The sequence below is a fragment of the Tardiphaga sp. 42S5 genome, assembly GCF_034044155.1.
Classification (GTDB): Bacteria; Pseudomonadota; Alphaproteobacteria; order Rhizobiales; family Xanthobacteraceae; genus Tardiphaga; species Tardiphaga robiniae.
Genome location: NZ_CP139027.1, coordinates 60,381 through 84,753 on the forward strand (window position 1 = coordinate 60,381; position 24,373 = coordinate 84,753).

General features: G+C 61.4%; 24 protein-coding genes, 1 tRNA gene and 1 pseudogene. 13 read left to right on the top strand and 13 right to left on the bottom strand.

Annotation, left to right across the window (positions count from 1 at the left end; all coding sequences use genetic code 11):
- The first annotated feature begins 116 nt into the window (after window positions 1–116).
- Window positions 117–1,871, top strand: a complete 1,755-nt coding sequence (locus SFY93_RS00295; protein WP_320445635.1) for a chloride channel protein — start codon at window positions 117–119, stop codon at window positions 1,869–1,871.
- A 10-nt stretch (window positions 1,872–1,881) separates the two neighbouring features.
- Here the strand turns inward: SFY93_RS00295 and SFY93_RS00300 are convergent, their stop codons facing one another.
- Window positions 1,882–2,913 (bottom strand): DUF2855 family protein, encoded by a 1,032-nt coding sequence (locus SFY93_RS00300; RefSeq protein ID WP_414717126.1) that lies wholly within the window; start codon window positions 2,911–2,913, stop codon window positions 1,882–1,884.
- A gap of 168 nt (window positions 2,914–3,081) precedes the next feature.
- Window positions 3,082–3,873, bottom strand: a complete 792-nt coding sequence (locus SFY93_RS00305; RefSeq protein ID WP_320445637.1) for an SDR family oxidoreductase — start codon at window positions 3,871–3,873, stop codon at window positions 3,082–3,084.
- Window positions 3,874–3,947: 74 nt separating this feature from the next.
- On the opposite strand from SFY93_RS00305, the gene SFY93_RS00310 reads away from it, so the two are divergent.
- Window positions 3,948–4,367, top strand: a complete 420-nt coding sequence (locus SFY93_RS00310; protein ID WP_120287264.1) for a winged helix-turn-helix transcriptional regulator — start codon at window positions 3,948–3,950, stop codon at window positions 4,365–4,367.
- Window positions 4,368–4,405: 38 nt separating this feature from the next.
- On the opposite strand, the gene SFY93_RS00315 is transcribed toward SFY93_RS00310, so the two are convergent.
- On the bottom strand, window positions 4,406–5,062 hold the full coding sequence (locus SFY93_RS00315; protein ID WP_320445638.1) for a DNA-3-methyladenine glycosylase family protein: 657 nt from the start codon (window positions 5,060–5,062) through the stop codon (window positions 4,406–4,408).
- 135 nt (window positions 5,063–5,197) lie between these two features.
- On the opposite strand from SFY93_RS00315, the gene SFY93_RS00320 reads away from it, so the two are divergent.
- Entirely contained in the window at window positions 5,198–5,413 is a 216-nt protein-coding gene (locus tag SFY93_RS00320) for a hypothetical protein (RefSeq protein ID WP_320445639.1), read from the top strand.
- A gap of 90 nt (window positions 5,414–5,503) precedes the next feature.
- Here the strand turns inward: SFY93_RS00320 and SFY93_RS00325 are convergent, their stop codons facing one another.
- From SFY93_RS00325 to SFY93_RS00345, 5 genes are all read right to left on the bottom strand, one after another.
- Complete coding sequence (locus SFY93_RS00325) at window positions 5,504–6,181, bottom strand: DsbA family protein (protein WP_320445640.1); 678 nt, start codon at window positions 6,179–6,181, stop codon at window positions 5,504–5,506.
- A gap of 33 nt (window positions 6,182–6,214) precedes the next feature.
- On the bottom strand, window positions 6,215–6,994 hold the full coding sequence (locus SFY93_RS00330; protein WP_068729255.1) for a sulfite exporter TauE/SafE family protein: 780 nt from the start codon (window positions 6,992–6,994) through the stop codon (window positions 6,215–6,217).
- A gap of 165 nt (window positions 6,995–7,159) precedes the next feature.
- On the bottom strand, window positions 7,160–7,882 hold the full coding sequence (locus SFY93_RS00335) for an LrgB family protein (protein ID WP_093757426.1): 723 nt from the start codon (window positions 7,880–7,882) through the stop codon (window positions 7,160–7,162).
- Window positions 7,882–8,265 (bottom strand): CidA/LrgA family protein, encoded by a 384-nt coding sequence (locus tag SFY93_RS00340; RefSeq protein ID WP_320445641.1) that lies wholly within the window; start codon window positions 8,263–8,265, stop codon window positions 7,882–7,884. The genes SFY93_RS00335 and SFY93_RS00340 overlap by 1 nt, the downstream gene beginning before the upstream one ends.
- Window positions 8,266–8,343: 78 nt before the next feature.
- Window positions 8,344–8,865: a hypothetical protein gene (locus SFY93_RS00345; protein WP_320445642.1), complete on the bottom strand. Its 522-nt coding sequence runs from the start codon at window positions 8,863–8,865 to the stop codon at window positions 8,344–8,346.
- A 195-nt stretch (window positions 8,866–9,060) separates the two neighbouring features.
- Here SFY93_RS00345 and SFY93_RS00350 point away from each other — a divergent pair, with 195 nt between their 5' ends.
- The 3 genes from SFY93_RS00350 to SFY93_RS00360 all read left to right on the top strand — a co-directional run bounded on the left by SFY93_RS00350 (window position 9,061) and on the right by SFY93_RS00360 (window position 12,974).
- Window positions 9,061–9,336 (top strand): PsiF family protein, encoded by a 276-nt coding sequence (locus tag SFY93_RS00350; protein ID WP_089267649.1) that lies wholly within the window; start codon window positions 9,061–9,063, stop codon window positions 9,334–9,336.
- 115 nt (window positions 9,337–9,451) lie between these two features.
- Window positions 9,452–10,516 carry an AbrB family protein gene (locus tag SFY93_RS00355; protein WP_320445643.1) on the top strand — a complete coding sequence of 355 codons (1,065 nt, stop codon included), beginning with the start codon at window positions 9,452–9,454 and terminating at the stop codon, window positions 10,514–10,516.
- A 187-nt stretch (window positions 10,517–10,703) separates the two neighbouring features.
- Window positions 10,704–12,974: a TonB-dependent siderophore receptor gene (locus tag SFY93_RS00360; protein WP_320445644.1), complete on the top strand. Its 2,271-nt coding sequence runs from the start codon at window positions 10,704–10,706 to the stop codon at window positions 12,972–12,974.
- 31 nt (window positions 12,975–13,005) lie between these two features.
- Here SFY93_RS00360 and SFY93_RS00365 read toward each other — a convergent pair whose 3' ends face one another.
- Window positions 13,006–13,545, bottom strand: coding sequence for a disulfide bond formation protein B (locus tag SFY93_RS00365; RefSeq protein WP_320445645.1), 540 nt, complete (start codon window positions 13,543–13,545; stop codon window positions 13,006–13,008).
- 177 nt (window positions 13,546–13,722) lie between these two features.
- Here SFY93_RS00365 and SFY93_RS00370 point away from each other — a divergent pair.
- From SFY93_RS00370 to SFY93_RS00380, 3 genes are all read left to right on the top strand, one after another.
- Window positions 13,723–13,807: transfer RNA gene (locus tag SFY93_RS00370), tRNA-Leu, on the top strand.
- Between the two features lie 210 nt (window positions 13,808–14,017).
- Window positions 14,018–14,440 carry an Arm DNA-binding domain-containing protein gene (locus tag SFY93_RS00375; RefSeq protein ID WP_320445646.1) on the top strand — a complete coding sequence of 141 codons (423 nt, stop codon included), beginning with the start codon at window positions 14,018–14,020 and terminating at the stop codon, window positions 14,438–14,440.
- A gap of 1 nt (window position 14,441) precedes the next feature.
- Window positions 14,442–15,386 (top strand): tyrosine-type recombinase/integrase, encoded by a 945-nt coding sequence (locus SFY93_RS00380; RefSeq protein ID WP_320445647.1) that lies wholly within the window; start codon window positions 14,442–14,444, stop codon window positions 15,384–15,386.
- Window positions 15,387–15,642: 256 nt separating this feature from the next.
- Here SFY93_RS00380 and SFY93_RS00385 read toward each other — a convergent pair.
- From SFY93_RS00385 to SFY93_RS00400, 4 genes and pseudogenes are all read right to left on the bottom strand, one after another.
- Window positions 15,643–16,456: pseudogene (locus SFY93_RS00385) on the bottom strand (DUF3363 domain-containing protein); the annotation flags it as partial.
- Window positions 16,457–16,477: 21 nt separating this feature from the next.
- A protein-coding gene (locus SFY93_RS00390; RefSeq protein WP_320444660.1) for an IS3 family transposase occupies window positions 16,478–17,670 on the bottom strand; the annotation gives its coding sequence in 2 pieces (ribosomal slippage) (window positions 16,478–17,409 and window positions 17,409–17,670; 1,194 coding nt in all).
- Window positions 17,671–18,664: 994 nt separating this feature from the next.
- Window positions 18,665–20,470: a serine aminopeptidase domain-containing protein gene (locus tag SFY93_RS00395; protein ID WP_320445648.1), complete on the bottom strand. Its 1,806-nt coding sequence runs from the start codon at window positions 20,468–20,470 to the stop codon at window positions 18,665–18,667.
- Between the two features lie 197 nt (window positions 20,471–20,667).
- The gene (locus SFY93_RS00400) at window positions 20,668–20,793 is read right to left on the bottom strand and encodes a hypothetical protein (RefSeq protein ID WP_320445649.1); all 126 of its coding nucleotides are present in this window, start codon (window positions 20,791–20,793) and stop codon (window positions 20,668–20,670) included.
- Between the two features lie 169 nt (window positions 20,794–20,962).
- Between SFY93_RS00400 and SFY93_RS00405 the strand changes: the two genes are divergently transcribed.
- The 4 genes from SFY93_RS00405 to SFY93_RS00420 are packed head-to-tail and all read left to right on the top strand — an operon-like array spanning window position 20,963 to window position 24,352.
- Complete coding sequence (locus tag SFY93_RS00405) at window positions 20,963–21,208, top strand: acyl carrier protein (protein WP_184511818.1); 246 nt, start codon at window positions 20,963–20,965, stop codon at window positions 21,206–21,208.
- Between the two features lie 4 nt (window positions 21,209–21,212).
- Complete coding sequence (locus SFY93_RS00410; protein WP_320445650.1) at window positions 21,213–22,421, top strand: acyl-CoA dehydrogenase family protein; 1,209 nt, start codon at window positions 21,213–21,215, stop codon at window positions 22,419–22,421.
- 26 nt (window positions 22,422–22,447) lie between these two features.
- Entirely contained in the window at window positions 22,448–23,356 is a 909-nt protein-coding gene (locus SFY93_RS00415; RefSeq protein WP_320447654.1) for an amino acid--[acyl-carrier-protein] ligase, read from the top strand.
- Window positions 23,357–23,359: 3 nt separating this feature from the next.
- A complete protein-coding gene (locus SFY93_RS00420) occupies window positions 23,360–24,352 on the top strand; it encodes a DUF1839 family protein (protein WP_320445651.1) in 993 nt (330 codons plus the stop codon).
- Window positions 24,353–24,373 lie beyond the last annotated feature (21 nt).

Genomic DNA, 24,373 nt, shown 5'->3' on the forward strand with positions numbered 1-24,373 from the left:
CAAAAGCGCCGCGTTGGGTCGCTTTTCTGGGAACTGCGGGTGGTCTGTCGCAGCGCCTGCCGCTAAACCCCGTGGCGCGCGCCCGGTTCGCGGCCGCAAATACCGGACGCTGCCCGATGGTCCCTTCCTCCCGCTATCTCGAGGCCCCGCAACGGCTGCGCGCCTTTGTCCGTGCGCATGAAACCAGCCTTGCGATTCTGGCAGCGCTGATCGGCGTGATCGGCGGTCTCGTGGTGGCCGCCATGAGCGCTGCGGTCAGTGTCCTTCACGCCGTGTTGTTCAATCTGGAATGGGGCCAGCGGCTCTCCAGCCAGTTCTGGATTGATCCGGTGCGCGCGATTCTGGTTCCCACCTTTGGCGGGCTGCTGCTGGGCGTCGCCTTCCTGTGGCTTTTGCGCTGGCGACCGGCCCGCGAGGTCGACCCCATCGAGGCCAACGCGCTCCATGGGGGGCGGATGTCGTTCCGCGGCAGCATCATCGTAGCGCTGCAAACCGTGTGGTCCAGCGGCGTCGGAGCCTCGGTCGGCCTCGAGGCCGGCTACACCCAGCTCGCCAGCGGGCTCGGTGCCTCCATCGGGCGCGCCTTCCACCTGCGTCGCGGCGACCAGCGCGTGATGGTCGGCTGCGGTGCGGCAGCTGCCATTGCCGGCGCATTCGGTGCGCCGCTGGCCGGCGCATTCTATGCCTTTGAACTGGTGATCGGCGGCTACACATCGGCGAGCCTGATGCCGGTCGGCATCGCCGCAGTAATTGGCTATTTCGTAGCCCATGCCTTCGATCCGTTGTCGCTTGGCGTCGTTGCCGGCCGGTTCGGCGACGTGCTCGGTCACGATCTCGCAGTGGCGGCCTTGCTCGGCGTGTTCGCCGCGACCTTCGGCATCGGCATCATGCGCGTCGTCGCCTGGACCGAAGCGCTGCTCACCAAAATCAAATTGTGGCCGCCGTTGCGCCCAGCGCTGGGCGGCCTGCTGGTCGGCTTGATGGCGCTGCTGACGCCGCAGGTCATGGCATCCGGACACGGCGCGCTGCATTTCGGCGGCATGACGGCCTATCCGGTCGCATTGGTGGCCTTCGTGATGGCGCTGAAAACGCTCGCCTCGATCGTCTCGCTCGGCACCGGTTTTCGTGGCGGTCTGTTTTTTGCCACGCTGTTTCTCGGCGCGCTCGGCGGCCATCTGTTCGCGGTCGGCTTCAATGCGATCGGCGCCGGCTTCACCATCGATCCCGCCGTCTACACGATCATCGGCATGAGCGCGCTGTCGGCCTCGGTGATCGGCGGCCCGCTCACCATGTCGTTCATCGCACTCGAATCCACCGGCAATCTCTGGCTCACCACTGCGGTGCTGGTGGCCGTCATCATCTCCACCCAGCTGACGCGCGAGCTGTTCGGCTACTCCTTCGCCACGTGGCGCCTGCATCTGCGCGGCGAGACCATCCGCAGCGCCGCCGACGTGGGCTGGATCCGCGATCTCACCGTCAAGCGTCTACTGCGCCCGGACGTCCCGACCGTCGACTCCACCATGCCGCTCGACGAATTCCGCGAGAAGTTCCCGCTCGGCTCGAAGACCCAAGTCGTCGCCGTCGATCCCGAAGGCCGCTATGTCGGCCTCGCCATCGTCGCTGAAGCGCATTCGCCTGACGTGACGGCGTTCCGGCTCGACAGCCTGCTGCATTGTCGCGACGTCGTCCTGCATCCGGACATGAACATCCGCGACGCCATGGTGGTATTCGAGGGCGCCGAAGCGGAATCGCTGGCGGTGGTCGAGGCCGAAAGCCATCGCGTGCTCGGCACGCTCTCGGAAGCCCACGCGACACGGCGCTACGCCGAAGAGTCCGAGCAGCGCCGCCGCGAAGCCCTCGGCGAGATGTGATGGTCCGCCGTTAGCCGTCCGCGAGCGACAGCATATGCCCCTGATCGGGCGGCACCCGGCCGGCCAGTGTATCGCGATAGATATTCTCGACGGCGACAGGGCCACGGCTCTCGGCAACCGTGAGCGACTGTTCCAGCAGCGGCAGGAATCGAGACCACGCCGCGTTGAACCGGCTATCGATGCCGCCCGGCCCCCATTCCTTCGCGCGCTTGCGGATCTGATCGGGCGCGAAGAACCATGCGGGCTTGGCGCCGGGAAGCTCCTCATCCACCGCTGCGTCCTGATGGGTGAGCCCGACGCGCCCGCTATAGACGAGTTTGTCCTTGAGATGCCGATGCAGCCGGCCGCGCAGGTCGGCATTCCCGGCCATATCGACGAAGGCCACCGGCTGATCGGCGGGCAGCGTATCGATATGATCGTAGAGCACGACATCGTCGTAGCAGCCGAGCGACCGCACGAAATCGGCGTTGCCCGTTGATGTGAGTCCGATCACACGAACCGGCTTGCGCTTGCTGTGCAGCAGATCCGCGAGACCGAAGGCTGTCTTGCTGGAAGCACTGGAGAGAATGACAGTGCGTGCACCGAAAAAGGCCTCCTCGGCGAGAAAATCATCGACCAGGAACGAGAGCATGAAGAGCGGCCGCAGCAGCGCCTGATAGTCGCCATTGCGCCCGGCAAAGGCCGGATCATCGGTCACCCGCGCATAGGCATTGTAGACCGGCGCCACGCCCTGCCGATGCGCCGCGCCGTCGCGCAGGCCGCGCTTGCTGACATCCGCGGCCTCGATCACCAGATGCGAGGCCATCGGGAAATAGCCGAACAGCCGCTCGCCTTCGGCGATCTGCGGGTGCATCGACGCGATCACCCTGCCAAAACCCCAGACCGGAATGTTGCCGAAGCCGTCAGGCGCCTTGAACAACTGCCAGTATTTCATGACATCGCCCAGCATCGCATAAGTGATATTGTTGGCGGTGAAGGCGAAGCGTTCGACCTCAACTAGAAGGCAGTCGTCGGATAGTTCGTCGAGCCTCGGCAGCGACATCTGTCGAAGCGTCGTACTTTCAAAATCAGTCTTGGAAATATTGAATTGCGTATACGTGCTCATGTTCGAACTCTGCAGCGCTTTGCTGCTGCGATCATTCCTGCGCGCGATGTCTGTTTTGCGACAGCGAAGTTGTTTAAAACAACGTCCGTTTCAAACACTGTTCGACTACACCGTGGGAACCGTGCCGCCGTCGATCACGAATTCGGCACCGGTGATTGACGCCGCGCGCGGCGATGCCAGAAATGCCACGAGGTCCCCGACTTCGTGCGGCCTGGCCGGACGTCCGAGCGGAATACCGCCGAGCGAATCCATCAGCATTCTCTGCGCGCCCTCATAATCGGTGCTGTTCTCGTCGGCGATCGTCTGCACCAGCCCGACGGCGGCCTCGGTTTCCACCCAGCCCGGCGAGACGCGCACCACGCGGATGCCTTTCGGGCCAACTTCCTTTGATAGCGCCTTGCTGTAGTTTCCGAGTGCCGCTTTCGCTGCCGCGTAGGCCATCGTGGCATCGTGCAACGGCAGCACACGCTGGATCGAAGTGACATGAATGATCACGCCGGATTTCTGCTCCAGCATCGACGGCAACAGAGCGCGATCCAGTCGGACGGCAGCATAGAGATTCAGGTCCATTGCGCGCTGCCAGGCGGCGTCATCAAGCTTTGCGAAACCGCCCGCAGACGCGGACGACCCGCCAACCACGTGGACAATGATATCGATGCCACCGAGGCTCTTCAGGACCGCGTCGGCGAGCGCCGTGCACCCGTCGGCGGTGGCAACGTCAGCAACGACGAAGCCGGTATGGTCCGGCATGCCGGCCGGCCTGTTGCGCGCTGTCGTGAGCACCACTGCACCCTGTGCCAGCAGACACGCGACGACGGCTGCACCAATACCTTTGGTCCCACCGGTCACGAGCGCCCGCTTGCCAGCGAGTTCGCCGCCCGCCTGATGATTTGTCATCGTCCAGTTCCTCATTTTCACATCCGCACAGCGCGGCACATTGTCTGCGAGGGAAATGCGGATATGTTTGCCGAATGACAAGAACGCACGAGAAAGTGGGGGGCTTACCTCCAGGTAAGGAACCGTGGACTGCGACGACCGCATCGGACGGGATCGAGCAGTCGCTGAAGATGATCGGCGGACGCTGGAAGCTGGAAATCCTGTTTCGTCTGTTCGGCGGCCGAATTTTGCGCTTCTCTGAACTCGAACGCGCAATCCCTGCGGCCTCGCAGAAGATGCTCGCGCAGCAATTGCGGCAGCTCGAGGCCGACGGCATTGTTCGACGCGTCGTGCATGCGCAGGTGCCGCCGAAGGTTGAATATGCGCTAACGGATTGGGGCGAATCTCTTTGCCCTTCGCTCGACGCACTGCTCACATGGTTCGTATGGAAGCCAGCGTCCGACGCCGCAGTATCTGCCATAGGGACATCCACCTTGCCTCCTGCCGAGGAATAGCCTGGCCCGCGCAGTCGATGCCGCGGCCCGCGACGTGTTCACCTCGCCGGTTTGCCGATCACACCTTCGCGCTTCTTGATGGCGTGATAGTAAGCCCACCACAGATGCGCCGCCGCACCGCGCAGCGGACGCCATGGTTCTGCCAGCGGCGCCATCTGCTTCACGGTCGGCCGCTCCTTGAGACCGAGCCCGACCTTGATCGATTCCTGAATGGCGACATCGCCCGCCGGCCATGCGTCGCCATGGCCGAGACAAAACAGCAGATAGACGTCGGCCGTCCACGGACCGATGCCGTGCAATGCGACCAGCGTGTTATGCGCGGCGTCGGCGTCTTCCTCGGCGAGCACATCGAGATTCAACCGCTCCTCGACGAGTTCACGCGCCAGCGCTTTCAGCGTCTTGATCTTCGCCGCCGACAGGCCAAGCCGACCCAGACGATCGGTGCGCGCCTTGCGGATGGCATGATGATCGAATGGCGAGAAGGCGCCGGAGACGCGGCCCCAGATCGCCGAAGCCGATGCCACCGAGACCTGCTGCCCGCAGACGATCTGCGCAAGCCCTTCGAAGCCCGGCGCGCGTTGCCGCAGCGCCGGCATCCCGGCCATGGCCAGGATCGGTTTCAGCCGCGGGTCGAGCTTCACCAGCTCCATAACGGCGTCGTCGAGCACGGATTGATCGGTAAGATGAACGGTCATGATCCCCCAAGGATCACCACGGCGTGACCGCAAGATCAATGCTGCCAATGAATGCGCTGCGGCAATAGCGCACCATGCAACCGGGAACCAAAGCCCCGGACGTCGCGTTGTTTGGGTTCAATGGAGGCTACCGCTATGCGGACGTTTTTTGGAATGATCCTGGGTGCACTGATCCTGTGCATCGGCGTTTACATCTACGATTCGATGTCGACCTCGTCAGTGGCGAACGGCCAGACGGCGCAGGAGCGCCGGACGATCGTCAACTGGGATGTTGCTGCCAATGAGTGGGAAGCACTGAAGACGCGCACCAAGCAGGATTGGGCCAAGCTCACCTCGCAGGTGAAGTCGTAAGCACATCAGCAACGAGAAGACTGGTTACGCCGATCAAAGATGCCCTCGCCGATGAGCGGGGGCATTTTTCTGTCTTGAACGTGCCGACTTTTACTTCTTCGCAGCCGCGGCCTTACGCGCATCGGCGATCGCGAGAACGAATTGTTCTTTGGTGATCGGGCCGGGAATGCGGAACTTGCCGACGATAAAGGATGGCGTTCCGTTGAAGCCGAAAGCCGTCGCCTGCTCATCGATCTGCTTCAGCTTGGCAACGATCGCATCCTGATTTTTCTGCAGATCGGCGACGGCGCGATCGACATCGATACCGGCCTTGGCGAGCCGATCACGCGCGATCGCCTCGGTCAGTTTGGTATCGAGGCTGATCAGGGCGTCCTGCGCCTCGATGAACTTGTTCTGGTATCTGGCAGCGAGCACGAGACGGGCCGCATAGACCGACACCGGCCCCAGGATCGGCCAATCCTTCGATACCAAGCGAACCTTGCCGTCTTCCTTCACCAAGGCGCGCAGGTCGGGGGCGATCTTGCGGCAATAGGGGCATTGGTAGTCGAAATATTCGACGATGGTGATGTCGCCCTTCGGGTTACCTGCGGCCGGGATGTCCGGATCGCGGAGTACCGCGGCTTCGTTAAGGACGTCTTCGTCTTTGGCGGCACCAGATGCCGCGAGCACCTTGCCGGAGGCGCCGAGCAGCATGGCGCCACCGAAAAGCCCGAGCGCAGCGCGGCGCGTCGTGGCGGTCTTCGAGGTCTCGCGGGTTGCGGCGGTCATGATGTTCTCCGAAGACGCATCATGCGCCAGCGCTCAGGTGATGTAGATGTTGCGGGCCAACATATAGAGCGCCACGACGATAATGATAGACGCAAAAACGGTATTCAACGCGCCCCGCCGCAGCGACAGATGCCGCGCCAGGCTGGTTCCCAACAGTCCGCCGAGCAGACCACCCAGAATGAACACCAGCGCAAGTTTCCAGGAGATCAGCCCGGACCAGGCATAGCTCGATGCCGTGGTGAGACCGAATGCGGTGACCGCCACCAGCGATGACGAGATCGCACTCATGATCGACATGCCCGTGGCCGCCATCAGCGCCGGCACGATCAGAAAGCCGCCACCGATTCCGAAGAAGCCGGACAGCGCGCCGGTGACAAGACCCAGCGCAAGCAGCGAAGGCGTGTTCGACATGCTGATCTCAACCCGGTGCTCGCCGACTTGGGCGCGCGTCTTCAGCATCAGCACGGCGATCACCAGCATCAGGACCGCGAACAGCGCCAGCAAATTCTGCCCGTCCACCTGCTTGCCGAGAATCGAGCCTCCGAGCGCACCGGCGATTCCTGCAGCAGCAAACACCAGCGCGCAGGACCAGTGCACATTGCCGCCACGCGCATGATTGCCGAGATTGACCGCCGCATTGGCCGCGACCGCAATGGCGCTGGTGCCGATCGCGACATGCGGCTCAGGCACGCCGACGACATAGACCATCAGCGGCACAGCGAGGATCGAGCCGCCGCCACCAACCAGGCCGAGCGAGAAGCCGACCAGTGCGCCCGAAGCCAGGCCGAGCGCCCCCTGCATCACAGTCATCATGAACGGCTGATTCTCATCTTCTCATCTGAGCATGATCTTTCGAAAAAATCAGTGTCCACTTGTTCGGATCATGCGCGCAACGGCGTGACCATAATGACCTTTCCGGCGCGGCTCCATGCAGCCGGCATCACAAATCCGCCTGCCGGGAAAACGCTGTCGTGACCATCAGCGCACCAGCAGGGTAACGGCAAGCGGAACCAGCAGAGAGGTCACCAGCGCATTCAGGCTCATGGCAATGCCCGCAAAGACGCCGGCCACGGCATCCACCTGAAAAGCCCGTGCGGTGCCGATGCCGTGCGAGGCAAGGCCGACGGCAAAGCCGCGGGCGCGATAATCGGTGATGCCCATGCGGTTCATCATCGGCGTGACGATGATCGCCCCCATGATGCCTGTGAGCACCACGGCCACGGCGGTCAGCGACGCGTCAGCGCCGAGCGACTCGCTGATGCCCATGGCGACGCCGGCGGTGACCGACTTCGGCGCCAGCGACAGCACCACGTTGTTCGGCAGGCCGAAGGCCTTTGCGAGCAACACGACCGAGACGATCGCCGTGGCACAGCCGACCACCAGCGCGGCGAGCATCGGCACGATCGCTGCCGCCACGACCTTGCGATTCTCATAGAGTGGCACCGCGAGCGCCACGGTCGCCGGACCGAGCAGGAAGTGCACGAATTGCGCACCGCTGAAATAGGTCGTGTAGGACGTCCCGGTCAGCAGCAGGAACACGGCGATGATCCACATCGAGTGGAACACCGGATTGGCGAATGGATGCCGGCCGGTCGCCAGCGACAGCGCATCGGCCGTCGCATAGACCAGCAGCGTCACGGTCAGCCAGAGCAGCGGCTGCTGCGAGAGATAGACCCAGAGTGAGAACGGATTGGCGGTCATCACGCGCTCCGCCCGCGTGTCATGACCCGGCTGATGATGAGGAACGTCGCCACCGTCACCAGCAGCGTGATCACCACCGAAATCGCCAGAACGCCGACGATGGCGGTGCCATGCTCGGCCAGCAGATCGAGCTTCTGCACCACGCCGACACCGGCTGGAATGAACATCAGCGACAGATGCGCGAGCAGGCCCCTCGCGGCATTCTCCACGCCGCCGCCCTGCAGCGGCCCCTGCGCGAACAGCACGGCACGGTCACGCAGCAACAACAGGACGAGCAGCAACAGCATGCCGAGCACCGGGCCGGGCACCGGCCATGCAAAAGCGCGCACGGCAATCTCGCCGGCGAGTTGGCACAGCAGGATCAGGGAAAGACTGGCAATCATGGGGACTCCGCGGGTGACGGATCGTTATCGCCCGCGAAGCAACTGATGTCGATCAACCCCAGCGCGCGGCTGATCCGATCAGGCGGCACCCTTCAGCTTCTTGGTGCATTCGCTGTAGTAGCCGCCGCCTTTTTCGATCCACTTCATGCCGCCATTGGCATTCGCGGCCTTGTTGGCATTGTACTGATCCACGCAGGTGTGCATCCGCGCCTTGCCAGCCGTCTCCTTGGCGTATTTCGGATCGACCACCGACGGGAAGGTGGCAGGGCCTGCCGGAGCCGCAGCTGTCGTCGCTGCCGGCTTGGGGGCTGCAGCAGGTTTGGGAGCCGCCGCGGGCTTGGCTTCAGCAGGTTTGGCTTCGGCAGCCTTCGGCGCCGCGGTTGCAGCAGGCGCAGCGGCGGGCGTCGTCGCAGCGGCATCGGTCCCGCATTCGGCTTTGCGGAAGTCATTCCATTTCTGGCCGTTCAGCGTGCCGGCGGTCTTGGCCGCCTGATATTTTGCACTGCATTCAGTCGCGGTGAGTGCATGGGCCGGACTGAAGGCGAGCAGAGCAAAACTGGACATTGCAATCGCGCAGGCAAATTTGACGGGCATTGTCATGGCATTCTCTCCCTTTGCTACACAAAGTAAAAGTAGACGACGGCATCCTATCGCTACCGCTGCATGTGGCAACGACATCGCAGCTCCCCGCGAAAAATTATCGTGATCGCACTGTCAGATATATTTCAACTCATTCACCTGCCGTTCAGCCCGGCGCGCCCACCCTGTCCTCCCTGTTCAATTCGAGGTGCTGCCATGATCCGATTCGCTTCCAGCCTAGCTACCGCTGCCGTCGCCTCCTTCCTCCTGGTCGGCGCGGCCACCGCTCAGACACCTGCGCCGGCGGCAACCAAGACTGCGCCCGCCAAGGCGGCCCCCGCCGAGAAGATGGCGCCTGCGGACAAGACAGCCGAGAAACCACGCACCGCAGCGTCACTCGAATGTTCGAAACAGGCCGACGCCAAGGGCCTGCATGGCACCGAGCGCCGTAAATTCCGTTCGGAATGCAAGAAGACCACGAAACCGAACTAAACTCTCGTCATCCGCCTGTCCCTCGCCCGGAAAGCGAGGGACAGGTAGACCACACTGCATTTGTCGACAGGTGCGGACTTTGCCATAAAGCGGGCTCCTTCAGCTTTCTGTGCAAATGGCCATCTCTCTTCCCAGCTCCCTTCAGATCCGCACCACCCTTGAGACCCTCGTCATCGGCACGACCGGCGGCGCGCTATTCTATTGGGCGGAATTGCCGGGCGGGCTGATCTCCGGCGCGATGATTGCGGTCGCCGCTTACGGCATCCTCGGACGCCCGGTGGGCCTGCCGCAGCCGATGGCCCATGTCATCCTGATGACACTGGGCCTGTCGCTCGGCTCGATGGTGTCGCCGGAGATGGTGCACAATCTCAGCGCCTATCCGGTGACCATCGCACTGCTGGCGCTGGCCACGTTCTGCGCCACCTTCGGCAGCAGCATCTATCTGCAGCGCGTCCATGGCTGGGACCGCACCTCCGCGCTGCTGGCTGGCAGCCCCGGTGCGCTGTCGCAGATCATCATGCTGGCCACCGAGCGCAATGCCGACGTGCCGGGCATCGCCGTCGTGCAGATTTTTCGCGTCATCATCCTGACCGGCATGGTCCCGCTGCTGCTCGCCGCCACTGGCCTGATGGGTCACGGCCCGCTGCCATCGCGCGGACCGGAAGCCTCGCCGCTGGCGCTTGCCGAACTCGCCGCTGCGGCCGTCGCCGTCGCGCTGTTCATGCGCTGGATCAAATTTCCAGCAAGCTGGATGTTCGGCGCGATGATGGCCTCATCGGTGTTGCATGGCACCGGCTGGGTCCACGGCACGCTGCCGCAATGGGCCTATATCACGGCTCTCGTCGGCATCGGCAGCCTCATCGGCTCGCGCTTCGGCAAGATCTCGCCGCGCACTATTCTCAGCCACGTCTGGGCGGCGCTCGGCTCATTCGCGGTCGCCATCGCGATCTCGGCCGTGTTCGTGACGATCATCGCGCTGACCACGACTGTGAAACTGAGCGATGTCGTCGTCGCTTTCGCGCCCGGCGCCATGGACGCCATGCTCGCACTGGCGCTGACGCTGCATATCGATCCGGTGTTCGTCGGCGCGCATCATCTGTCGCGCTTCATCTATGTCTCGATCGTCACGCCCGGCATCGTGCATCTGTTCGGCAAGGCGCAGGACGATATCGACGATTGATCTTCAGTCGTCGCAGACATCGATCGAAATAATAGAATCGGTCTAACGATGTGAGCGCCTTGCAGCGACGCAGATGCCTGCGTTGCAAGGTCTAGATATATTCTACCGCGCATCGTAGTGCGTCACAGAACCAATCAAGTTAGACGCTCGATCAAGCTGGCGTGACCAGTATCATCGAGGCGTTGAAATGAAATTGAGAACAAGAAAATCGACGAAGCAGACTGCACTGCTTTGCACCGTCAGTGTGATGGCATTGGCAATCGAACTTCCGCGTGACGCATTCGCGCAGGCCAGCCTGCCGCCAGTCACGGTGGATGCTCCGCAGCCCCAGCAGCGCGCACGCAGCACGACAGCAACGAGATCTCAGACATCGGCACGCGCAACACGGCGCACACGCACGACGACACCGCAGATTTCACCCGCGCCATCGGTTAATGAGCGCATCTATAGCGCCGACAACAACAGCTATGTCGCAGGTCAGGCTAGTTCGGCGTCGAAGACGAATACGCCGCTGATCGATACGCCGCGTTCGGTGAGCGTCATCGACCGCAAGGAACTCGATGATCGCGGCGTCACCAGCATTCCGGAGGCGGTTCGTTACACAGCCGGCGTCACCACCGGCGGCTTCGGCTACGATCCGCGTTTCGATCAGATCTATGTCCGCGGCTTCTCGACGACGACGCTCGGCGACTTCCGCGACGGACTGAAGCAGTTCCCCTCCGGCTTCACCACATTCCGGACCGAACCCTATCAGCTTAACAGCGTCGAGGTGATCAAGGGCCCGGCTGCCGTGCTCTATGGACAGTCCGTCCCCGGCGGCCTCGTCGATCGCCGATCGAAATTCCCGGTCGAGAATCAGGTCAACGAGATTTCATTAGAAGGCGGCACCTATGGCCGCATGCAAACGGCGTTCGACATCGGCGGTGCCAGTTCCGACAAGTCGCTGCTGTACCGCCTGGTGGGCCTCGGCCGCGCCGGCGAGACCAATTACGACATCGCCGATGAGCGGCTGATGCTGGCGCCATCGATCACCTGGCGACCGACCATCGACACCACGCTGACCGGCTATGCCATCTTGCAGAAGGACGAAACCGACGCCAGCGTCGCCATGCTCAATCGCGACGGCCAGCTGGTGAACGTCAACGGCGCGACCATCAAGCTGCGATCGAGCGATCCGAAATACGACTATCTGCGGCAGCAGCAGGCGCAGGTTGGCTACAAGCTCGAGCACCGCTTCGACGACGTCTTCACGTTCCGCCAGCACACGCGGTTCGGCGTGCTGCATGCGGAATCGCGCTATGTCAGCGGCAGCTTCGCGACGCCAACATCGACCGTCTATGACCGCGGTGCCGTAGCCGTCGGCGATGACCAGACGAGCTGGCAAACCGACAATGCGCTGCAGGCCGACTTCGCCACCGGCCCGGTCGTCCACCGCACACTGTTCGGCGTGAATTACGATCACAATACCTGGGACTTCAAGCTCGGCCTGGGCGCGGTGAATCCCGGCTATGCGCTCAACATCCTGAATCCCGTCTACGGCATTGCAGGGCCAACCCCGGATTATACGTCCGGTTCGCGTTCGACGCAGGAACAGGTCGGCGTCTATCTGCAGGACCAGATGCGACTCGGCAACTGGCACCTGTCGGTCAGCGGCCGTCAGGACTGGACCGATCGCACGCAAATCAATTCCTATACGGGCGCCGTCACAGGCGCGCGCAACGACAACGCGTTCTCCTACAGCGCCGGCCTGCTCTATCACTTCGAGAACGGCATCGCGCCCTATGTGAGCTATGCGACCTCATTCCAGCCGGAGACCTCACTCGGCCTCGACGGCATCGTGCTGGCGCCATCCGAAGGCGAACAAATCGAAGGCGGCGTGAAGTATCAGCCACGGCCCGATGTGCTGCTCACGGCGTCGATCTACGACCTCAAGGAGAAGAACGCCGCCAAGCTCGCCGGCTATGTCAACGGCATCGCCTATTACGCCTCGGTCGGCGAGATCCGCGTGCAGGGCTTCGAATTCGAGGCACGCGCACGGCTCACGCCGGAACTCGAAACGGTGACGGCCTACACCTATTCCGACGCAGAAATCACCAGGAGCTCGATCGCGTCGGAACTCGGCAAGACCCCTGCGGTGACGCCGAAGCACACCGCATCGAGCTGGATGAACTACACCTTCCTGAACGGTTCGCTCGAGGGCTTAGGTCTCGGTGCCGGTGTCCGTTACATCGACGCGACCTGGACGTCGAACGACAACACCTCACGCAACAACGGCTATACGCTGTTCGATCTGGCCGCGCGTTACGATTTCGCCAAGCTTGGACCGAAGTTTACGGGCTATCAGGCCTCAATCAACGCCAACAACGTCGCCGACGAACAGGTTGCGGTCTGCAATTCCGGCTACTGCTATTTGAGCCAGGGTCGCACAGTGATCGGTATGCTGCGCTATCGCTGGTAGCGGTGCCCCAGCGGGCAGGACCGGCGGCGGATCAGCGCCGTGCGGTCTTGCCGGCGCCCCACAGTGCGATCGCCGCCATCGCCAGCGAGATCAGCACATTGTAGCCGGCCAGCGACAGGCCCAGGAAACGCCACTGCACCTCGTCGCAGCGAATCACCTTCACGGTGTCGAGGCGCTCCAGCAGGCTGCCCGCCTTGCCGAGATCGACCACCGGACCCGAACAGTCCGTCGGACCCTGCCAGAATGTCCATTCGACGCCGGCGTGATAACCGCCGAGCACCGCATTGGCGAGCGCCGCCAGCGCCAGCACAACGAGGCCGGTCACAACCAGGCCGCGCGGCGCGTCCCTGGCGGCAACAATCGCCACCAGCACCGCCAGCGGGATCGCGAGATAATAGGCATAGCGCTGTTCGAGGCAGAGCGGGCACGGCCGGATATCCAGCACCAGCTGGAAGAACCAGGCCCCCGCCAGCGTCGCCAATGCAATCAGGCCGACCGCCAGTGCGGCGACCAGCGCCGGGTTCGACGACCCGGACGCGGGCGTGGAAGTGTGTGCGGTCTGGGCAGTCACGGTGCTCTCCGGAGTGGCTGTTGCGTCCTATCCCGGGGCACGCACCCTGTCGAGGCGGCCCCGATCACACTGGAGTGTGCGCGGCGGCTCTATCGGCCAAACCGCAGGTTGACCCGCCGCCCGCGCCCGCTATATTCCGCCCGCTTCGCGCCCCCGGTCTCCGGCCGGCGTCCGAAGGCCCCTGTGGCGGAATTGGTAGACGCGCTCGACTCAAAATCGAGTTCCGCAAGGAGTGCTGGTTCGATTCCGGCCAGGGGCACCAACTAGGCTGTTCAAGCCCGTTCTAAAGCGTTCGCAACCGTCCGCGCAGTGCTCGGAAACCCTTGAAAATAGGCACTTCAGCGTACTTTGCTGTTCGACACCGTTTGTTCTCGTCCCATCCCAGCCGTCCGATTTGTTGGTATTTTTGTTGGTATCGGGAGAACAAACGTTTACGGCGAAATTCGCTATTCCGAACGAGGGAATTGAGCAGATGGCCAAGAACGACGGCGCGTGCGCTACCCCCAAGCAGATCAGGACCGACGTCGACTGCCGCTCCGCCCGACCGAAATTCGACAAGGGCGCGTGGAGCCCCGCCAAGATTTCCGACGTGACCGGCGGCGGTCTCTACCTCTTCGTCACCCCGGACAAAAGCAGGCCAGGCAACGCTGCATCCAAGCTCTGGCGGATGAGCTATCGCTTCTACAGCCGTCAAAAAACCTACTCCATCGGCCCTTACGGCAACGGCAGAGATGGCACGTTCTCGCTCGCAGACGCGCGGCGCGAGCGCGACAAAGCCAAAGATCTGCTCAAGGAAGGCAAAGACCCGAGCACCGAGAAGCAGCTCGACAAGCACAGGCAGGCGGCCGCCCGGCCTTTCGAGCAATGGGCCGACGAGTGGCTCGCGAAGAAGTAAGGTGGAGAAAGTCAAACGCGGCAGGATCGTCGCGGTGCGCGATCCCAAGACCATCGAGGTGCTCGAGCTGCGCGTAGGCTACGTCAAGGATCGCTTTGGCAAGCTAAACAGGCAGGACATCAAGCGTCCGGACGTACTCGCTTTCATGCGTTCATACGAAGCCGAGGGAAAGCTGGAAACCCGGGACCGTGTGCGCAGCATCGGTGAGCAAATCTGCGACTATGCCGATGTCGAAGGAGACGGCTACAATCCATTCCGCAACCTGAATGGGCAGATGATTGCCAACATCTCGACGCCACGTCCCGGCGTCACCGAACCGCGCGACGTGACGCACGTCTTCAAGCTCATCAGCGCCCCGTGGACGAGAGCGAGATTTAATGACGTTGTTGGCCTTGCCTTGCGCTTCGATGCGCTCACCATTCCCCGCCCCGGCATGGTCAATGAAATGGAGTGGAGCGAGGTCGACTGGGATGCCGCACGCTGGACTATTCCACCCGCCAAAATGAAGACCGGCTGGGACCATGTCGTCCCTTTGTCGCGACAGGCACTCGCAATCCTGCGCAGCGTTCAGAAGCTGACCGGCCATCGTCGGTACGCGTTTTCCTGTTCGAAGGACTCACCGCTCTCCAACAACACGCTCAACAAGCGCTTGCGGCTGCTTGGCATTGACACAAAGACTGATCATTGTGCCCACGGATTTCGGACCACCTTCTCGACCCTGTCTCACCACGAAGAGATCAAGGACGCCAAGGCTTGGGATGGCGATGTCGTCGAGCTGCAGCTCGCGCATCTCGATAACTCGACTGTGGAAGGGCTCTACAAGAAGCACGGACCGCTCGCGCTAATCGGCTCGCGCACGAAGCTGATGCAGCATTGGGCTGATCGGATCGACCACTGGCTCGATCCCAAGAAGGTAATGCCGATAAGGCGCGGCACGCATGCCTGATGCTCTGCGCTTTTCCGCCTAGGTGAACGCCACAGCTACGCGCGCCGGGTCTGACACTTCGGCGCAGATTGACCGCTGGACGCTACAGCATTTTCCCGAGATTACGCCTACTCTTGCGCGAGGGCGCAAAGGTCGACATCAACACGCGCGCCTTCGATGTCCTCTTGGGTGCTTGTGCAAGCCGACGGCGAGCTGGTGTCAAAGGACCAACTTATCGATACCGTCTGGTCGGGCGTCGTTGTCGAAGAGAACAATCTTCAAGACGAGCCTGAATGGCGTCGCGCGCTTCGCGACCAAACCCGCCCATGGCGAGCGGCATCGGATCGCGCTCGACGAGACGATGGTCGATCCAGGTCGCACCTGACGCGGTAACCTGCTGATTGAGGTCAAGATCGGAACGGTTGGCGAGCACTAACGTCGGGCGCGCACCGTCCGGGCCTCCGAAGCGGCGGACCTCGACGATCCCTCCGATGGGCGGCGCGTGCTCGAACGCCTCGATGCCTCGGAAGCGAACGTGGTGGGCACGTCCGTCCGTGCCATCGATCACGGCATAGGTCTCGCCCGTCAGCTCGTCATGGAGTCCCCCTGTCGACCAGCCGGCCGACGATCGGCGATCCCGGCTTCTCACTATCGATTACATAGTCGGCAACACCGCGGGCCTCCCCGCGCTCTGTAGAGGCGTGGTGCATCGTCTTGATGATGTCGCCGCGCATGCCGAGACCGCGAAGGTTGCGCTCGGCCTCTAGTCCGATCATCCATTCACCGGGGCCGGCAGGCGCGGCAAGGCCCATCTTTTCCAGGCGCTGGAGCCGCCCGATCATCAGGCGGCGGATTTCGGGGTCGGCCGCGCCGGGATTTTCGAGACGCAGGTCGATGGCGCCGGTCTCATCGGCGGCCAGGCGGATCTCGACGTCGAGCCGCGTTCAGCGTTCGGCCACGATTTCCTTTTTCAGGGCGTTGCGGATCTCGTGCTCGGGCTTCGGACCAAGCTCGATAGACCCCAATTCCTTGGCGCGCGAGCGCAGGCCCTGGCTGATGTAGTCTCGCGAGATCACGAGGTCTGCGGCGGATGCGGCGACTGGCCTGCCCCATTAGGGAGGTCCGCTGGATAAGTTAGAGCTCCGGCGGTTGTAGTCGCCGAGATTGGCTGAGCGTGGTGGAGCGTAGAGGATGCTGGCCGCACGAGGCAAGATGGCTTGCGGTGTCGGCGGTACATAGCCGAGTGAGCTGTGCGGCCTGATCGTGTTGTAGTGCTGCCGCCAGTTCTCGATCAGGATCTGAGCCTCCTTCAGTGTGTAGAAGATTTCCCCGTTGAGCAGTTCGTCGCGAAGCTTGCCGTTGAAGCTCTCGCAGTATCCATTCTCCCAAGGTGATCCTGGCTCGATGTAGAGCGTCTTGACGCCGATGCGGCCCAGCCATTCGCGAACAGTAATGGCGGTAAATTCGGCGCCATTGTCTGACCGGATATGCGCCGGCGGACCATGCCGAGCGAACAGATCGGTCAACACCGCCAGCACGTCGTCGCTTCGGATCTGACGCTGGACGTGGATCGCCAAGCACTCACGGCTGAACTCATCGATCACCGTCAGCATGCGGAAGGCCTTGCCGTCGTGGGTGCGGTCAGCCACGAAGTCATAGCTCCAGACGTGACCGCGATAGCGTGGACGCAGTCGAACACACGATCCATCGTTCAGCCATAGACGGCCACGTTTCGGCTGTCGGTGCGGCACTTTCAGCCCCTCTCGACGCCAGATGCGCTCCACCCGCTTGGCATTTACCGTCCAGCCTTCCTGACGAAGCAGGGCTGTGATGCGGCGATAGCCATAGCGACCATAGTTCGAAGCCAGCCGGACGATATCCGCCGTCAGGCGCTTCTCATCGGATCGTGGCTGCAAACGCCGGCGCGGGGTCGAGCGGTGCTGGCCAGTCACACGACATGCACGACGCTCGGACACACCGAGCGCCGCACAGACATGGGCTACGCCAGCACGACGTCGGGAAGGGCTCAGTACTTTCCCTCGACGACTTCCTTCAGGATCAGCGCGTCCAGCGTCAGATTGGAGACCGCTTTCCTGAGCCGCGCGTTCTCCTTCTCCAACGCTTTCAGCCGTGCTGCCTGGGTCATCTTCAGACCGCCATACTCACGACGCCAGCGGTAGTAACTCTGCTCCGATATCCCGAGGCTGCGGCAGATCGCACCGGTCTTCTCACCCTGTGAAAGCCGAACCTCAGCTTCGCGCAACATCCCGATGATCTGCTCTGCCGTGTAGTGTTTCCGTGCCATTCCGTGCTCCTTTCAAAGCCCAAAATAGCCGAAACTCTAACTCTCAAACCGGACCACTTCTCAGGGGGGAGGCCATAGGAAGTGCCTGCGTTCTCGTTTGGATTCACGTCCAAGCCAGCATTACGAATGTGATGGATGCCGAGATATTTTAACGCGTTAATTAGCTCGATCTCACCATCCCTATTTGGTAAATCTGCGGCCGTTGTCCCTCCAATCTGATAAGCGATGTTTGTATTGGTTCCCATGCTGTCGATCATGTCGAAAGCACTTAACGATACTACTGTTGAGTATGGAAGTGGAGCGGAGGCAGGCATGTCACGTCCCTTTAGAAAATTTCTATTGTTAGAGCGTGATCATCCCGCATTAAGCATCATCACGATCGCGGATCATCGCTTCATTCCGCAATGAGAGGTAGTCGCACGGCTTCGTCAAGAGCGCGGCAGGCATGCAGCTCTCAATCGGACGGCGCGGTGAATAACCGATAAAGAATTGTAGTACCGGCATTAGATTTCATCAGACCGACACAAATCGGTGGCGCCGGCACAATCTTTACCAAGCGTCAACGCACAAACGCGTGCGTGAACTGTTACCAGTTTGATCGACACCAGTTTACGTGTCTCATAAAGATGGAGGTCGATCATGCAGAGACGAAGGTCAGTAGTAAATTCAAGGTCGATGCTTTCCTACTGCTATGCTGCTGCTGACTAAGTCGACGCTAGTTGGAATCGATTCATTTGCTGTCATGGCCCGCAATTTCTTTGCAAGCACGCTGCCTAATGGCTTCAGTTTTAAGGCAGCTTCGTAGTTACGGACTGCATTGTCTGTCTGGTCTATCCGTTCAAGATGGAGACCGCTAGGCTAAGATAGGCATAGCCGCGCCCGACCTGAGGCCGCACCAGATCATCCTGACTGAGATGTCCCTGGGATATCGCTTTGTAATAATCCTCGACTGCTCGCTGAGAGAGGTGAGGCACTGCAAAGCAGTCGAGAAACGTTAGCGGCGCAAGAGAGATCTCGAGGGAAACTTGGAAGCCTGACGGTGCTGTTCGCGGGATGGCGGTGACGAAGGCGCCGCGAGCACGTCGCACAGGGCGCTCGTTAGTCGCGCGCGCGCCGCCGAGTGGGTGAAATCGTGGTCGGCATCAGGGATTATCGAAACCGAAGCCTTCGGATAGCGGCGTAGCCGCGCACCTCTTCTTCCCATATACGTGCGGAATTCGCCCAGCGCGTGATCTCCTTCCGAAAATAACATCGCTAGACGAACGCCGCGACTTTCGAGAATTTGGAAACGGCGATGACCCTCGCTGTAGAGCTTCTGGCCGGCCCGGCCCGGGATGTGGCTGACTATCAATGAGACAGTTCGAAGAAGGCGTTTGGAGAAAAAGATAACCGGAGCTTTGACGCGCAAATTGCCTGACAGTAGTCGTCTCAGGCTTCGCTTGCTAAACAACATCGCAACAGACCCGCCGATGGTGCGATGGGCAGATAACAAGGCTTCAGCGACGGTTTCCCGTGGGTCCCAGACAAAACGCATGATATTGATGGCGATGACATTGCGAACGCGCACATCTTGCACCGCAGCCTGGAACGCGGCATAAGCACCACTGCAGCGTCCTACCAAGGCGATCGGGCCGGCATCGAGCTTCTCTACATAGTCGATCGCGTAACGCAGGTCAGCAGTTTGCTCTTCCGAATAAAGTACTTCGGCCGGCGCGCATGCCGACGCCGCACTGTCGCCTATACCGCCGGCGTCGATTCTCAACGAAGCGATCCCGCGCTCCGCGAGGGCGCGAGCCTGCTCTACTGCCGCGCGACCCCAGCCGATGTGATAGTCGCGCCCCGAATTGGCGAGCACTGCGATAGCTGAAGGCCTTCGACCGAGCGGCCGACAGAAGACTCCGAAGAGCCGCTCGTCTGGCCCAAACCGAACCGGTAACTCCTCATAGTGAGGTCCGACGATTGGCCGTGCGGGCCCTACCACTTTGGCAGAACAGTTGGCGCCCGCGATTGGAGAATGCCCGAGATTGTCGATCCATGACACGATGCGTGTCAGCGTACCGAGCTGTGGACCAGCCAAACTTGGATTTTGCAGGATATTTTCATACCCCTCGTAGTCGATGGACGAAACATCGGCTCCGAGCGTCTTCAGGTGGTTGCCGATTGAGCTGTCGCGGGACATTTGACTGCGCTCAACCAAAAGGACCCGTGCGGCGGGAGGCTCAGTTGTCCGAGTAAGATCGATAGTTTTGATGGCTGCGGCGCGGCTGCTTGCCAGTGGAATGCCAGCGACGCTGTAGCCGTTGTCAGACGGGTCGGGCCCGATACCCATCCCGTCGGTCAGCATGCGCGACCAGGCCTGAAGTTCACGAAGATAGGCGCGGCCTTTGACGACCGGCGCCATCATGATCGTAGCTGCGACGTCGGGTAGCTCGGTTCCGAGTTGGGCGGCCAGACTAGCGCCAAGACCTTGTCCGACCAGAACGAGTTCGATGCCTGGATTGTATTCCCGCAAGAATGCAACGCACTGACGGGCAGCAACAAACCAGTCAGAGATGCCTTCGGGGTCGGCAGCGAGATCGATTGCATCTGCCGTGCCGGGATAATCGAATCTAAGGCATGCATGACCTGCCGCGGCAATGTACTCGGCCAAAGCACTCCATGTGGCTCGGTTACACAATTCCTCATATCCGACCGGTGCGAGCAGCAGCACCGCCTTGCGCCCGCATCGGTCAATACAGCCCGCGTGATAAAAGCCGCCGAAATTATCAAACGTTACAGGTGCGCCATATCGGGATGTCATGATCTTGAAACTATTACAGTTTTCTGTTCGTTAGCCGAATGGCGCCAGCAAATGGATATTTTCGCTGCTAAGCAGTCGCCCTTGCCGGATGCCAATTTCTTAACTCAGGGGCGACGAAGGTGCCATTCGATATCGTGTACCATCATTAACGTGTACTCGGCGCGGTACATTGCCGCCGATAGTTAGCTATTTGCTAATCATGGTTCGCTATCTCGCGCGATCGACTTGAACCCGCTGATCTTGATATCGACGCCGTTGCTCGAAAGCACCCGACCAATAATCGCGACCGCAGCAACCGCGCCAGGATCGACGAAAGCGTCCATTTTGCGTGATTATATCTTCATTTCGTTAAGCTTGACGCCGGAACGGTCTTTTGCATTTGAGGCTTATTACGATCCTCTCCACCTTTGATTGATAACTCGTCCATATCACTATGAGCCGCTCGCATCCCCTGGCGAAGCGATGGACTTTTTGTAGCGTTGGAGAAACTTCATGCGTGACCGTGTCCGCACCATTGTCGGATCGCTGAACCTACTTCCCGTTCCAGTCGATGGCTTATCCGACCAGGACAATCTGTTCGATGCGGGCATGACATCGTTCGGTTCAGTTCAGCTGATGATGGCCATCGAGGAAGAATTCGATATCGAATTTCCAAACAGTCTGCTGACTCGAAAGACATTTGCGACGCTTGGTGGGTTGATTGCTGCTGTCGAACAGCTCGTCTCTGAGAAAGTCTAGGGTCATGATCCCGAACGCGGTGAAGCAAGGCATTGACGTGCCCGAAGCCGTGTCCTGGCGTGACGCGATGCGGCGGGTTGCCATCGAGGTTGCTTCGCCAAATGCCGCTCTTGCGGACCTAACCGCGACGTTTCCAGCGCAGACATTCGAAGCTCTTCGTCGTAACGAGATGCTCGGCTTGATGGTACCTAGAAGTCTTGGTGGCCAGGAATTGGAATTGCGCAAGATTGCCAATCTTTGCGCGATTCTCGCGGGCGCGTGCGGCGCCAGCGGCATGATTTACGCCATGCATCAGATCAAGCTATCGAGCCTGGTCGCCCATGGGATGCAAACCGAATATCATCGCGCGCTCATGCGCGATGTAGCTGTCAAGCAGCTACTGATCGCGTCGTCGACCACGGAGGCTGGCATCGGCGGCGATCTGCGGATATCGAATTGCGCGATCGAGACGACGGGTGATCGGGTTTCGCTGACAAAGCAGGCAAGTGTCCTGTCTTATGCCGCGGAAGCCGATATCATCATGGCGACCGCGCGGCGCGGTCCGGCGTCGATCGGGTCCGATCAGGTCCTGATCGCGCTGCGGCGTGGCGACTATCAACTTCAGCGCACCGCTGAGTGGAATACGCTCGGCATGCGCGCCACCTGCTCCGAGGGTTTCCTGCTGACGGCAACGGCCGGAGTCGATCAGATCTTTCCGAAGCCGTTCCACGAGATCGCAGTGCAGTCCATGCTGGCCACCGCGCATGTGCTGTGGGCGAGCGTCTGGTTCGGGATCGCGACCGATGCTTTGTCGCGTGCGCACGCCTCGGTTCGAGCAACGGCGCGGCGCGTGCCGTCCGATTTCGCGGGGCCGCTCCCAGGCGCGGCTCGACTGACCGAGGCCACCGCCAAATTGCAGACGTTCAAGTCCACGCTCGTCGCCCATATTAATCGGTTCGAGACTGCGAAGCGCAACGAAGACGATCTCAGCTCGATCAATCTCGCGATCGAAATGAACAATCTTAAGGTCATGGCTTCGACCATGGCCGTCGACATCGTACGTGAAGCGCTGATGGTGACGGGCATCGCCGGCTATCGCAACGACGGTCCATTCTCGGTCGGCCGCCATCTCAGGGATGTGCTGTCGGCGCCGCTGATGGTGGCTAACGATCGCATCCTCGCCAACACCGCTGGCCTCGTGGTCGCGAGCCGATTTGACTCAGATCTGGAGTAATGGTGATGAACGCGCCTGTTAAAGCCATGCAAAGTCCGGAAGCATTTCTCGACGCCCTGTTCGACGAGTCGATTCTGATCAGGACCGGCGTCGATGGCCTCTATGGCCGCGCCGGTGTGTTCGAAGAGGTCATCGACGGGTTCGAAGCCGCGGTGACGAAAATAGCCGTCGGCGATCAGGCGACGCGGATTCATTTTCCGCCAGGCATGCCACGCAAGAATCTTGTGAAAGCCGGTTACCTGAAGAGCTTTCCGCAATTGGCCGGCTGCGTCCACTCTTTCATGGGCGATAACGCCGACCATGCCAAGCTCGTCGGCATGATCGAGCGGGGCGAAGACTGGACCGAGATGCAGGATGCGACGGAAGTCGCGCTGACGCCGGCTGCCTGCTACCCGCTTTATCCTACTGTCGCGGCGGAAGGTCCGGTGCCGGAAGGCGGTCGGCTGTTCGATCTCAAGTCATACTGCTTCCGCCATGAGCCCTCGAAGGATCCGGCGCGGATGCAGCTGTTCCGGATGCGCGAATTCGTCCGCATCGGCACGGCCGACGAAGTGACATCTTTCCGGGCCACTTGGCTCGAGCGCGGCGAAAAGCTTATCGCTTCGTTGGGCCTGCCTTGCGTTATCGATGTGGCCAACGATCCGTTCTTCGGGCGCACTGGCCGCGTCATGGCGTCGAGTCAGCGCGACCAGGGTCTGAAATTTGAGTTGCTAATTCCAGTCGCGAGCGATGAAGATCCGACGGCGTGTCTGTCGTTCAACTATCACCAGAACCATTTCGGCAGCCTGTGGGGCATGCACTTCGCGGACGGCGAGGTCGCGCACTCCGCCTGCGTCGGCTTCGGCCTGGAGCGGACGGCGCTGGCGCTGTTCCGTCACCACGGCACCAAGGTCGACGCGTGGCCCGCGGATGTCCGCCGCGTGCTGTGGGGCTAGGCCTTGCAAACGGCCTGCGCCATCGATGGACTGGATCCCGCAACCTATGTTCGTCACGGGCTGCATGATCCTGCGCGCAACTGGCCTGAGACGAACTGCTACGTCGATCTGCTGATCGAAGTACTGGCCCGACGCGGGCATGATCCCCGGGCGGCGCTGGCTTTCACGGTCGCGCAGGATTACGAGGGCGACCAGTTCACGTTTTTCAAGATCCCAGCCGCCGATCTCGCGCTGTTGTACGGCGTCGAGATTCTGGAGCTCGCGATCTTCGATCAGCTGGAAGATCACGCGCGCGTGCAGTTGACGCGGGGCCGTCTGCCGCTGATCGAGGTCGATTCTTACTACCTGCCGGATACCCGCGGCATCACCTATCGTCACAGTCACAGCAAAACGACCATCGGCGTCAACGTCCTGGATTCGGTCGACCGCCGGCTCGATTACTTTCACAATGGCGGATACTTCCGTCTCGAAGGCGAAGACTTCGAGGCGCTGTTACGGCCTGTGCGTGACAACGGCCTGCCGCTTTTCCCTTACGTCGAATTCATCAAGTTCGGTCCGGCGTCTTCTGCCCATAAGCAGATCGAGATGTCTCGCACGTTGCTGGCGCAGCACCTGCGTCGCCGTCCGGCGCGGAATCCATTTACCGCATGGGGCGACGTGATCGGTGCCGACATCGGCCGGCTGATTGGACGGCCTCCCGAGTGGTTTCACACCTACGCCTTCAGTACATTACGTCAGGCCGGTGCGAATTTCGAACTGCTCGCGACCTATCTGGCGTGGTTACAGGAGCACGGTGACCCGGCGCTGGAGCGCGCCAGGCTGGCCGCGGAGGCGATCGCCGGCGGCACCAAGATCATGCAGTTTCAATTCGCCCGCGCCTCAGCCCGCGGCAAGGTTCCGGATGTGGCGGATACCATCCGCCAGCTCGCGACCCACTACGATATCGCCCTCGACAGCCTCATGAACAGTTTCGCGGTTCGCGGCGCCGCGGCATGATTTCTCTGTGACCTGATCGGC

What these genes read in the sequence shown, in the direction of transcription:
- SFY93_RS00340 (WP_320445641.1), bottom strand. Translation starts at nt 8,265, where the DNA reads ATGATTGCCAGTCTTTCCCTGATCCTGCTGTGCCAACTCGCCGGCGAG.
- SFY93_RS00410 (WP_320445650.1), top strand. Translation starts at nt 21,213, where the DNA reads ATGATCCCGAACGCGGTGAAGCAAGGCATTGACGTGCCCGAAGCCGTG.
- SFY93_RS00400 (WP_320445649.1), bottom strand. Translation starts at nt 20,793, where the DNA reads ATGGACGCTTTCGTCGATCCTGGCGCGGTTGCTGCGGTCGCGATTATT.
- SFY93_RS00350 (WP_089267649.1), top strand. Translation starts at nt 9,061, where the DNA reads ATGATCCGATTCGCTTCCAGCCTAGCTACCGCTGCCGTCGCCTCCTTC.
- SFY93_RS00325 (WP_320445640.1), bottom strand. Translation starts at nt 6,181, where the DNA reads ATGACCGCCGCAACCCGCGAGACCTCGAAGACCGCCACGACGCGCCGC.
- SFY93_RS00375 (WP_320445646.1), top strand. Translation starts at nt 14,018, where the DNA reads ATGGCCAAGAACGACGGCGCGTGCGCTACCCCCAAGCAGATCAGGACC.
- SFY93_RS00405 (WP_184511818.1), top strand. Translation starts at nt 20,963, where the DNA reads ATGCGTGACCGTGTCCGCACCATTGTCGGATCGCTGAACCTACTTCCC.
- SFY93_RS00415 (WP_320447654.1), top strand. Translation starts at nt 22,448, where the DNA reads ATGCAAAGTCCGGAAGCATTTCTCGACGCCCTGTTCGACGAGTCGATT.
- SFY93_RS00355 (WP_320445643.1), top strand. Translation starts at nt 9,452, where the DNA reads ATGGCCATCTCTCTTCCCAGCTCCCTTCAGATCCGCACCACCCTTGAG.
- SFY93_RS00300 (WP_414717126.1), bottom strand. Translation starts at nt 2,913, where the DNA reads ATGTCGCTGCCGAGGCTCGACGAACTATCCGACGACTGCCTTCTAGTT.
- SFY93_RS00330 (WP_068729255.1), bottom strand. Translation starts at nt 6,994, where the DNA reads ATGATGACTGTGATGCAGGGGGCGCTCGGCCTGGCTTCGGGCGCACTG.
- SFY93_RS00335 (WP_093757426.1), bottom strand. Translation starts at nt 7,882, where the DNA reads ATGACCGCCAATCCGTTCTCACTCTGGGTCTATCTCTCGCAGCAGCCG.
- SFY93_RS00360 (WP_320445644.1), top strand. Translation starts at nt 10,704, where the DNA reads ATGAAATTGAGAACAAGAAAATCGACGAAGCAGACTGCACTGCTTTGC.
- SFY93_RS00320 (WP_320445639.1), top strand. Translation starts at nt 5,198, where the DNA reads ATGCGGACGTTTTTTGGAATGATCCTGGGTGCACTGATCCTGTGCATC.
- SFY93_RS00310 (WP_120287264.1), top strand. Translation starts at nt 3,948, where the DNA reads ATGACAAGAACGCACGAGAAAGTGGGGGGCTTACCTCCAGGTAAGGAA.
- SFY93_RS00295 (WP_320445635.1), top strand. Translation starts at nt 117, where the DNA reads ATGGTCCCTTCCTCCCGCTATCTCGAGGCCCCGCAACGGCTGCGCGCC.
- SFY93_RS00315 (WP_320445638.1), bottom strand. Translation starts at nt 5,062, where the DNA reads ATGACCGTTCATCTTACCGATCAATCCGTGCTCGACGACGCCGTTATG.
- SFY93_RS00305 (WP_320445637.1), bottom strand. Translation starts at nt 3,873, where the DNA reads ATGACAAATCATCAGGCGGGCGGCGAACTCGCTGGCAAGCGGGCGCTC.
- SFY93_RS00345 (WP_320445642.1), bottom strand. Translation starts at nt 8,865, where the DNA reads ATGACAATGCCCGTCAAATTTGCCTGCGCGATTGCAATGTCCAGTTTT.
- SFY93_RS00395 (WP_320445648.1), bottom strand. Translation starts at nt 20,470, where the DNA reads ATGACATCCCGATATGGCGCACCTGTAACGTTTGATAATTTCGGCGGC.